The following is a 10,009-nucleotide window of genomic DNA, read 5'->3' as shown; positions in this document are numbered from 1 at the left end:
GACACCCACATCATCGGTAAACCCTCTCAGGCTACCTAGCAGGTCGACATGCAAACGATCCAGTCCGCCGAAGCAAAAACCAAAACCGCCCACATGCCCCTTCATGTTACAGTTATGTCAAAAAGCGCAGAAGATGCGAACTTGGTCGGCTAGTGCCGCATCCAGGCCCGTTCTCCCGAAGATGTCTGGTGAAGCGCGCGGTCCGCTGTGTGCTCCGTCTCGCTTCGAGGGGGTATCTATGGGGACGCCCGGACCTTTGCAAGCGAGTTTTTCGCCGGGACCTGACTTTTTCCGGATTTTCCCATCAACACCCTGATAACAGGCACACTTTTCGGGCACTGTTGCAGCCGCGGAGGCCCGGAACCCGGCAAATCCGGGGGAATCACCCCCCTCCGCGGGGCGACTCGGGCCGACTCGCCCCCCTCGCGGGACGAAAAAAGCCGCCGGCACGGGGCCGGCGGCTTGATATTGGGTCGCGCAGGGCGGTGTCGGTGGCTCAGGCGCCGAGCGCCTTCACCCGGGCGGCCAGGCGCGACATCTTCCGCGACGCGGTGTTCTTGTGCATCACGCCCTTGGTCACGCCGCGCATCAGTTCGGGCTGTGCGCCGCGCAGCGCCTCGGCCGCGGCCGCCTGGTCGCCGGAGGCCAGAGCCTCCTCGACCTTGCGCAGATAGGTGCGGATGCGCGAGCGGCGCGCCTTGTTCACGGCGGCGCGTGCCTCGCCCTGGCGGGCGCGCTTCTTGGACTGAAGGGTGTTGGCCATCTGTGGGTCCGTCCTCGGGGTCTGTTACGGTTCATTCTGCGCAACGGACCCGGCCCCGTCCGGGCGGACGGAAAAGGACGTGCCTAAGCGGGCCCACGCGCATGTGCCCCGGCCGATACACCATGCCGGCCGGGTTGGGAAGGGGCGCCCTCAGCGGTCGCGGAACTGCGCTTCGCGCTTTTCCAGGAACGCCGCCATGCCCTCGGACTGGTCTTCGGTCGCGAACAGCGCGTGGAAGGCACGGCGCTCGAACAGGATGCCTTCGCGCAGCGTGGTCTCGTAGCTGCGGTTGACGGCTTCCTTGACGGTCATCACCGTCAACTGGGATTTCTCGGCGATCTTGCGGGCCGCGTCCATCGCCTCGTCCATCAGCTTCTTGACCGGCACCACCCGGCTCACGAGGCCCGAGCGCTCCGCCTCCTCGGCATCCATGAACCGGCCCGTCAGGTGCATGTCCATCGACTTGGACTTGCCGACAAAGCGCGTCAGCCGCTGCGTGCCGCCGATCCCCGCGACCACGCCGAGGTTGATCTCCGGCTGGCCGAACCTGGCGGTGTCGGATGCGATGATGAAGTCGCACATCATCGCCAGCTCGCAGCCCCCGCCCAGCGCATAGCCCGACACCGCCGCGATGATCGGCTTGCGCACGCGCAGGATGTCCTCGGTCTCGGGGGTGAAGAAGTCCGAGGTGAACACCTCCACGAAGGTCTTCTTCGACATCTCCTTGATGTCGGCACCGGCGGCGAACGCCTTCTCCGAGCCGGTCAGGACGATGCACCGGACCTTGTCGTTGTCCTGCGCCGCGCGCATCGCGCGGGCAAGCTCCTCCATCAGCTGGGCGTTCAGCGCATTCAGCGCCTCGGGCCGGTTCAGGCGGATCACCGCGACGTGGTCGGTGATGTCGACCAGCAGCGTCTCATAGGCCATGGGGATCTCCCTTGGTGGCATGACGGGCGCGAGGCTTACCACCGCGCGCGCCGGGATCAACCCGTCGCGCATCAGCGCTGGCAGCGTGGGCAATGGAAGCTGGAGCGCCCGGACTGCACCAGCCGGCGCACGGTGGCGGTGCAGCCGGGCGTGACGCAGGGCGCGCCTTCGCGGCCATAGACGCGAAAGCTGTGCTGGAAATATCCCAGCTCTCCGCCCGTCTGGCGGTGATCGCGCAGGGATGATCCGCCCGCCGCGATCGCATCCTCCAGCACGTCGCGGATCACCGGCACGAGGCCCGCCACCCGCGCGGGCGCGATCCGGCCCGCCTTGCGCCACGGCGCGATGCCCGCGCGGAACAGCGTCTCGCACACATAGATGTTGCCCAGCCCGGCAATCAGGCGCTGGTCCAGCAGCGCGGCCTTGATCGGTGTCGCGCGGCCCCGCAGCGCGGCCACCAGATACCCCGCATCGAAGCCGTTCCCCAGCGGCTCGGGGCCGAGGGTGGCCAGCAGCGGATGCGCCTCGGCCATGGGCGTCGCCACCAGGTCCATCGCCCCGAAGCGGCGCGCGTCGTTGAAGGTGATGCGCGCGCCGCCCTCCATGTCCAGCACCACATGGTCGTGCTTTTCCGGCGCGGGATGGGCGTGGTGGAACACCCCGGGTGCGGCGCGCGCGTCCCCGTGCGACACCAGCATCCGCCCCGACATGCCCAGATGGATCAGCAGCGTCTCACCCGTCGACAGATCCGCGAGGATGTATTTCGAGCGCCGCCGCAGCAGCCCCACCCGCGCGCCCGTCAGCCGCTCGGCCATGCGTGCGGGCAACGGCCAGCGCAGATCCGGGCGGCGGACATCGGCGGCGGTGATCACCCGCCCCTCCATGGCCGGGGCCAGGCCACGGCGGACGGTTTCGACCTCGGGCAATTCGGGCAAGGGCAACCTCGGGTGTCTTGCGGGGGTGTGGCAAAGCGGACCAAGGGCGCCGGATTGTAACGCCCCGCCCAGCGCCTATAAGGAGTGGCCAAACCGCGGGAGGGCAAGGCCCCATGGCCAGTGATGACGGCAAGACCACCCATTTCGGCTTCCAGACCGTGGAGGAGGGCCAGAAGGCCGGCCTCGTGCACGGGGTCTTCACACGGGTGGCCAGCCGCTACGACGTGATGAACGACCTGATGTCGGCGGGCATCCACCGGGTGTGGAAGGATGCGATGATGGACTGGCTCGCGCCGCGCCGCGACCAGCGCCTGCTGGATGTGGCGGGCGGCACCGGGGATATCGCGTTTCGCTTCCTCAAGCGCGCGCCCGAGGCCAGCGCGGTCGTTCTCGACATGACCGAATCGATGCTGCTGGAAGGGCAGCGCCGGGCCGAGGCCGAGGCGCTGACCGACCGCCTCGACTGGGTGGTGGGCGACGCGATGGCGCTGCCGTTCCCCGACGCCAGCTTCGACGTCTACACCGTGTCCTTCGGCATCCGGAACGTGACGCGGGTGGAGGACGCCCTGGCGGAGGCGTTCCGCGTGCTGCGCCCCGGCGGCCGGCTGATGGTGCTGGAGTTCAGCCAGCTTCCCGTTCCGGCGATGCAGTGGCTCTATGACCGCTACAGCTTCAACGTGATCCCGGCGATGGGGCAGGTCGTGACCGGCGACCGCGACAGCTACCAGTACCTCGTGGAATCGATCCGCAAGTTCCCCGACCAGGACACCTTCGCCGCGATGATCCGTGACGCGGGCTTCAGCCAGGTGAAATACCGCAACCTGTCGATGGGCATCGCCGCGCTGCATTCGGGCTGGAAGGTCTGAGGTGCGGGGCCCCATCAACATCTGGCGGCTGATCCGCACCGGCGCCACGTTCGAGCGTACCGGCGCCATGGGCGTCGTGCTGGAGCAGATGCAGGCCCCGCCCCGGCTGCGGGTCGCCGCCCACGCCATCGCCTGGCCGTTCACCTGGCTGGGGTTCAAGGGCGACCCCAGCCTGCCCCCCACCACCCGCGCGATCACCGCGCTGGGGCCCGCCTACATCAAGTTCGGACAGATCCTGTCCACCCGCCCCGACGTGGTCGGCCCCGAGATCGCCCTGCAACTCCAGGTCCTGCAGGACAAGCTGGCGCCCTTTCCCACCGCCACCGCCCGCACGATGATCGCCGAGGAACTGGGCCAGCCCGTCGAGGCGCTCTATTCCGAGTTCAGCGAGCCGATCGCGGCGGCCTCCATCGCGCAGGTCCACAAGGCGCGGCGCGCCACCACGGGTGAACAGGTGGCGGTCAAGGTGCTGCGCCCGCGCATCCTGCAGGCGTTCCAGACCGACATCGACGCCTTCTACTTTGCCGCCCGCACCATCGAGTTGCTGCTGCCCGCCACCCGCCGGCTGCGCCCCACCGACGTCATCGCGCATTTCGAAAGCGTGGTGATGGGCGAGCTCGACCTGCGGCTGGAGGCCTCGGCGGCGGCGGAGTTCGCCGCCAACACCACCCAGGACGCGGGCTTCACCGTGCCGCGCATCGTCTGGCCGATGTCGGGCCGCAACGTGATGACCCAGAGCTGGGCCGAGGGCGTCCCGATGTCCGACCTCGCCGCGATCGAGGCCGCCGGTCACGACGCGCCCGCACTGGGTACCCGCATCCTGCAACTGTTCCTGCGCCACGCCCTGCGCGACGGCTATTTCCACGCCGACATGCACCAGGGCAACCTCAAGGTCTCGCCGTCGGGCGATATCGTCGCGCTGGACTTCGGGATCATGGGGCGGATCGACGAATACACCCGCCGCGTCTATGCCGAGATCCTGTTCGGCTTCATCCGCCGCGACTATCGCCGCGTCGCCGAGGTCCATTTCGAGGCCGGCTACGTCCCCCCCGACCGCGACATCGACGAATTCGCCCGCGCGCTGCGATCCGTGGGCGAGCCGATCTTCGGCATGGACGCCAACCGCATCTCCATGGCCAAGCTGCTGCAATACCTGTTCGAGGTGACCGAACGCTTCGGCATGGAAACCCGGACCGAGCTGATCCTGCTGCAACGCACCATGGTGGTGGTCGAAGGGGTGGCGCGCTCGCTCAACCCGTCGATCAACATCTGGCAGGTCGCCCGCCCCGTGGTCGAGGAATACATCGCCGAGAACGTCGGCCCCAAGGCGGCCGTGCGCGACCTATGGCGCACCGCCGTGGTGCTGTCGCGCTTCGGCCCCAAGCTGCCGGAGTTGGTGGAACAGCAGCTCCTGCGTGAACATCAGCCCCCGCAGCCGGCGCAGCGCCCCTCGCAGATCTGGCCACTGGTGTGGATGGCGATGGGCGCGGCGCTGGCCGGGGCCGGCGTCTGGCTGGGGACGATGATCTGACGGCCGCCGGGCCGGGCGGGGGGGCGATGGTGCGGGGCTTCGACTGTGTGGTGATCGGCGCCGGGATCGCCGGAGCTTCGGTCGGGGCCGAACTGGCCGAGTCGGGCCTGCATGTGGGCGTGCTGGAGGCCGAGGCCCAGCCCGGCCACCACGCCACCGGCCGGTCGGCGGCGCTGTACACCACCACCTATGGCCCGCCGGTGATCCGGGCGCTGTCGCGCGCCTCGGGGCCTGCGCTGCGGGCCGATCATCCGGGGCTGTCGCATCCGCTGCTGCGCCCGCGCGGGGCGCTGTTCGTGGCCCCCCCGGGCTGCGAGGACACCGCCGCCCGCCTGGCCGGGGAACTCGGCCCCGCGGTGCACCGCCTGACACCGGCACAGGCGCGCGCCCGCATGCCCCTGCTGCGCACCGACGCCGTGGCCGCGGCGCTGCTGGAGCCGGACGCCGCCGACATCGAGGTGGCCAGCCTGCATGCGCTGTTCCTGCGGAGGCTGACGGCGGCGGGGGGCGTGCTGCTGACCCGCGCGCCGGTGCGCGCGATCACGCGGGACGGCGCGGGATGGCGCCTCGACAGCCCCGCCGGGACGTTCCGCACCGATCTGCTGGTCAATGCCGCCGGCGCCTGGGCGGATGCGGTGGCGGACCTGGCGGCGGTGCGCCCGCTGGGCCTCCAGCCGCGGCGGCGCACCGCGGTGGTGGTGGACGTGCCCGCGGGCGTGGACCTGCGCGACAGCCCCATGACCATCGACATCAACGAGCGCTGGTACGTCAAACCCGACGCCGGGCGGCTGCTGCTGTCGCCCGCCGACGCCAGCCCCAGCCCCCCCTGCGACGCCGCCCCCGAGGAAATCGACGTCGCCATCGCCATCGACCGCGTGCAGGGCGCGATGGACCTGCCGGTCCGGCGCATCGTGCACAAATGGGCCGGATTGCGCAGCTTCCTGCCGGATGGCGACCCGGTGGCGGGGATGGACCCCGCCGCTGCGGGGTTCTTCTGGCTGGCGGGACAGGGCGGCTATGGCATCCAGACCGCACCGGCGCTGGCGCGCACGGCGGCCGCGCTGGCGACGGGCCGCGCGCTGCCCGGCGACATCGCGGACCAGGGCGTCAGCGCCGCGGCGCTGTCCCCCGCGCGCCTCGGCGCCCGCGCGCGTTGACGCGCCGCCCCCCCGCGCGTAACCCGAACGCCGCGCACCACAGCAGGGAGGGCGCCATGCACCCCGACACCCACGCGCTTCTGATCGTGGACGTGCAGACCGACTTCTGCCCTGGCGGCGCACTCGCGGTGCCCGGCGGCGACGCCATCGTGCCCGGCATCAACGTGCTGATGGATGACTTTGCCACCGTGATCCTGACGCAGGACTGGCACCCGCCGCGCCACGGCTCGTTTGCCAGCGAACACCCCGGCCGCGCCCCGATGGAGGTGACGCAGATGCCCTACGGCCCGCAGGTTCTGTGGCCCGACCATTGCATCCAGGGCACCCCGGGGGCCGCCTTTCACCCCGACCTGCGCACCGACCCCGCACAGCTGGTGATCCGCAAGGGCTGCCGCCGCGCCATCGACAGCTATTCGGCGTTCTTCGAGAACGACCACACCACCCCCACCGGGCTGGAGGGGTATCTGCGCACGCGTGGCATCACCGATCTGACGCTGGTGGGGCTGGCGACGGATTTCTGCGTGCAGTTCTCGGCCGTCGATGCCGCCCGACTGGGCTTTGCCGTCACGGTCCGCGCGGAGCTGTGCCGCGCCATCGATACCGGCGGCTCGCTGGAGGCCGCGCACACCGCCATGCGCACAGCCGGCGTCAGGATGGGCTGAGCCATGGTCGACATCGCCACCCGCGTCTACAACCACCGCTGGAAGCTCGACCCCATCGTGCGGTCGCTGCTGGACACCGACTTCTACAAGCTGCTGATGTGCCAGTCAGTGCACCGCAACCACCCCGCCACGCAGGTCACCTTCAGCCTGATCAACCGCTCCAGCCATGTGCCCCTCGCCCGGCTGGTGGACGAAGGGGAGTTGCGCGAGCACCTCGACCACATCCGCACGTTGCGGCTGTCGCGGGGCGAATCGACCTGGCTGCGGGGCAACACCTTCTACGGCAAGCGGCAGATGTTCCGCCCCGAGTTCATGGAGTGGTTCGAGGGGCTGCGCCTGCCGCCCTACCACCTCGAACGCCGCGGCGATCAGTACGAGCTGACGTTCGACGGCGCCTGGCCCGAGGTGATGATGTGGGAGATCCCCGCGCTCGCCGTGCTGATGGAACTGCGCGGCCGCGCGGTGCTGGGCGACATGGGCCGGTTCGAGCTTCAGGTCCTCTATGCCCGCGCCATGACCCGCGCCTGGGAAAAGATCGAACGCCTGCGCACCCTGCCCGGCCTTGCCATCGCCGACTTCGGCACCCGTCGGCGTCACAGCTTCCTGTGGCAGGACTGGTGCGTGCAGGCGATGATGGAGGGGCTGGGAGAGGCCTTCACCGGCACCTCCAACTGCCTCATCGCCATGCGCCGCGACATCGAGGCGATCGGCACCAACGCGCACGAGTTGCCGATGGTCTATGCCGCACTCGCCGAATCGGATGCCGCGCTGGCCGAGGCGCCCTATCGCGTGCTGGCCGACTGGCACGAGGAACACGACGGCAACCTGCGCATCATCCTGCCGGACACCTTCGGCACGCAGGCGTTCCTGCGGCATGCGCCGGACTGGCTGACCGGGTGGACCGGCATCCGCATCGATTCGGGCGACCCCGCCGAAGGCGCCGAGCGCGCGATTCGCTGGTGGCAGTCCCATGGCGAGGACCCGAGGCAGAAGCGTGTGATCTTCTCGGACGGGCTGGACGTGGCGGTGATCGCGGAGCTGCACGCCCGCTTCGCGGGGCGCACCAATGTCAGCTTCGGCTGGGGCACGCTGCTGACCAATGATTTCCGCGGGCTGGTGCCCCACGATGCGCTGGCCCCGTTCAGCCTGGTGTGCAAGGCGGCCTCGGCCAACGGCCGGCCCACGGTCAAGCTGTCGGACAATCCCAACAAGGCGATGGGCCCCGAGGCCGAGATCGCGCGCTATCGCCGGGTGTTCGGCACCGCCGCGCAGGCGCCGCACCCCGTGGTGGTCTGAGGGCGCCTCAGCCCTCCTGCGCGCGCTCCAGCAGGTAGCGCGCGGTCATCAGGTCCAGATGCGCGCCGCCGCCGTTCTTGGCCAGCGTGATCTCGTCGGGCCCGCCGCGCGCGAATCGGCCCGAGGCGATGTCGTGGAAATCGGCCACGATGTCGTGCGCGCCGATCACGCCGCGCGCGATGGGGTCCTTCAGCTCTCCGATATGGGCGATGGTGGTCTCGCGGCTGTCGACGAAAATCCGCGCGCGTCGCAGCGCGGTGTCGTCGACCTCGCGCATGTCGGCGCGGAAGGCCCCGATCAGGTCCAGATGCTGGCCCGGTTGCAGCCAGTCGCCGCACACCAGCGGCACGCGCGAGATGGTGGCGGTGCAGACGATGTCGGCCTGCCGCACCGCGCCCTCCAGGTCAGGAGCCACGGTGCCGCCGATGGCATCGGCCAGCGTGCGGGCGCTGGCCTCGGTCCGGCTCCAGACGGTAAAGCGCGCGCCGGGGAACACGCGCGCGTATGCCTCGGCCATCGAGCGCGCCACGGTCCCCGCCCCCACCAGCGTGATCGCCCGCGATTCGGGGCGCGCCAGCAAGCGCGCCGCCAGCAGGCTGTCGCCCGCGGTCTTCCACTTGGTCAGCAGGTGGAAATCCACCAGCGCCTCCAGCAGGCCGGTGGCATCGTCGAACAGGCTCGCCGCCCCGTTCACCGCCGCCAGCCCCCGCGCGGGGTTGTCGGGAAAGACGGTCGCGGTCTTGACCAGGCTGCCCAGCCCGTCGATCATCGCCGCGCGCGACAGGAGCGTGTCGCCACCGCGCGTCAGGAACACATCCGCCAGTTCCGCGCGCGGCCGCGCATGCCCCGCGATCAGCGCATCCGTCAGCGCCAGCCAGTCCAGTGCCCCCTCGACCTCGGGCCCGACAGAGATGGGCGGGGTGGTCATGGCGCGGCCTCCTCGGCGGTCAGGACCCCTTCGGCCACCAGGCGCGCGGCCCAGGCGGCGGGGTCGGTGAAATGATGCGTCCGCCAGCCGCGCGCGGCGGCGGCGGCAATGTTGTCGGCGCGGTCGTCGGCGAACAGAAGCGCTGCGCCCGACAGCCCGGTGGCGCCCTCCAGGGCTGCATAGATCTCCGGCTCGGGCTTGAGCGTGCCCAGCTCGCCCGACAGGAAGCGACGGTCGAACAGGCGCAGGAAATCATGGTCCGCCTCGGCCATGGCAAAGGTCTCGCGCCCGAAGTTCGACAGCGCGAACACCGGCACGCCGGCCGATTTCAGCGCCCGCAGCGTCGCGACGGACGGCGCGATCACCGGCGCGAACATCTGCCGCCACAGGGTCGACCACAGGAGGATGTGATCGGCATGGGCGGGGTGGCGGGCGGCGCGCTCGGCCACGGCGTCCACCAGCGGGCGGCCCCGGTCGACCTCCAGGTTCATCACCTCCAGATCGACCTCGGCGAACAGCCGCGCGCGGGCCTCGTGGCCGATGGCGCGGTCGTACACGCCCACCGGGTCCCACCCCACCAGCACGTTGCCGATATCGAGGACGACAGCGGCGGGGGCAGGGGCGGACGGCATCGCGCGCCCCCTCAGCGGCGACGGTCGCGGCGGGTGGACATCGGCTGGAACGCCACGCCCACATGCGCCTCGCAATAGGGCTTTCCGGCCGCAACCGGCAGGCCGCAGAACCAGAAGTCCTCGGTCGCGGGGTCCCCCACGGGCCATTTGCAGGTCCGCTCGGTCAGCTCCATCAGCGTCAGCTTGCGGGCCTTCTTCTCCACCTCGCGGACCGAGGCGAGCGCCTCGGGGCTGATCTCGTTGGGATTGGGCTGGGGCGGCAGCGGCTGGCTGGCTGGGATGATGTGGGGGCGCGGCGGCATCGGCGCGGGC

General features: G+C 70.5%; 11 protein-coding genes. 5 read left to right on the top strand and 6 right to left on the bottom strand.

The features are described from left to right. Positions 1-496: 496 nt before the first annotated feature. The 3 genes from rpsT to mutM all read right to left on the bottom strand — a co-directional run bounded on the left by rpsT (position 497) and on the right by mutM (position 2,625). The gene (rpsT, locus tag CCR87_RS09040; RefSeq protein ID WP_201157201.1) at positions 497-763 is read right to left on the bottom strand and encodes a 30S ribosomal protein S20; all 267 of its coding nucleotides are present in this window, start codon (positions 761-763) and stop codon (positions 497-499) included. A 150-nt stretch (positions 764-913) separates the two neighbouring features. Next, complete coding sequence (locus CCR87_RS09035) at positions 914-1,690, bottom strand: enoyl-CoA hydratase (protein WP_201157200.1); 777 nt, start codon at positions 1,688-1,690, stop codon at positions 914-916. A gap of 71 nt (positions 1,691-1,761) precedes the next feature. Continuing rightward, on the bottom strand, positions 1,762-2,625 hold the full coding sequence (gene mutM, locus CCR87_RS09030; RefSeq protein ID WP_201157199.1) for a bifunctional DNA-formamidopyrimidine glycosylase/DNA-(apurinic or apyrimidinic site) lyase: 864 nt from the start codon (positions 2,623-2,625) through the stop codon (positions 1,762-1,764). 113 nt (positions 2,626-2,738) lie between these two features. On the opposite strand from mutM, the gene ubiE reads away from it, so the two are divergent. From ubiE to pncB, 5 genes are read left to right on the top strand one after another with little or no spacing between them, the layout of a single operon-like run. Beyond that, positions 2,739-3,491 (top strand): bifunctional demethylmenaquinone methyltransferase/2-methoxy-6-polyprenyl-1,4-benzoquinol methylase UbiE, encoded by a 753-nt coding sequence (ubiE, locus tag CCR87_RS09025; protein WP_201157198.1) that lies wholly within the window; start codon positions 2,739-2,741, stop codon positions 3,489-3,491. Between the two features lies 1 nt (position 3,492). Continuing rightward, positions 3,493-5,022 (top strand): 2-polyprenylphenol 6-hydroxylase, encoded by a 1,530-nt coding sequence (gene ubiB, locus CCR87_RS09020; protein ID WP_201157197.1) that lies wholly within the window; start codon positions 3,493-3,495, stop codon positions 5,020-5,022. Positions 5,023-5,048: 26 nt separating this feature from the next. Further along, positions 5,049-6,179 (top strand): NAD(P)/FAD-dependent oxidoreductase, encoded by a 1,131-nt coding sequence (locus CCR87_RS09015; RefSeq protein WP_201157196.1) that lies wholly within the window; start codon positions 5,049-5,051, stop codon positions 6,177-6,179. 56 nt (positions 6,180-6,235) lie between these two features. Beyond that, on the top strand, positions 6,236-6,841 hold the full coding sequence (pncA, locus tag CCR87_RS09010; protein ID WP_201157195.1) for a bifunctional nicotinamidase/pyrazinamidase: 606 nt from the start codon (positions 6,236-6,238) through the stop codon (positions 6,839-6,841). Positions 6,842-6,844: 3 nt separating this feature from the next. Then, complete coding sequence (pncB, locus tag CCR87_RS09005) at positions 6,845-8,137, top strand: nicotinate phosphoribosyltransferase (RefSeq protein ID WP_201157194.1); 1,293 nt, start codon at positions 6,845-6,847, stop codon at positions 8,135-8,137. Between the two features lie 7 nt (positions 8,138-8,144). Here pncB and CCR87_RS09000 read toward each other — a convergent pair whose 3' ends face one another. From CCR87_RS09000 to CCR87_RS08990, 3 genes are all read right to left on the bottom strand, one after another. Continuing rightward, positions 8,145-9,065 carry an ornithine cyclodeaminase family protein gene (locus tag CCR87_RS09000; RefSeq protein WP_201157193.1) on the bottom strand — a complete coding sequence of 307 codons (921 nt, stop codon included), beginning with the start codon at positions 9,063-9,065 and terminating at the stop codon, positions 8,145-8,147. Then, entirely contained in the window at positions 9,062-9,697 is a 636-nt protein-coding gene (locus tag CCR87_RS08995) for an HAD-IA family hydrolase (protein ID WP_201157192.1), read from the bottom strand. Before CCR87_RS08995 ends, CCR87_RS09000 begins: the two co-directional genes overlap by 4 nt. A gap of 11 nt (positions 9,698-9,708) precedes the next feature. Next, a partial coding sequence (locus tag CCR87_RS08990) for a GcrA family cell cycle regulator (protein WP_274609766.1) occupies positions 9,709-10,009 on the bottom strand: 301 nt, incomplete at its 5' end.

The organism is Rhodobaculum claviforme (assembly GCF_016653255.1).
Taxonomy (GTDB): Bacteria; Pseudomonadota; Alphaproteobacteria; order Rhodobacterales; family Rhodobacteraceae; genus Rhodobaculum; species Rhodobaculum claviforme.
The sequence above is the reverse complement of the archived record's forward strand: the minus strand, read 5'-3'. Positions and strand labels throughout refer to the sequence as shown.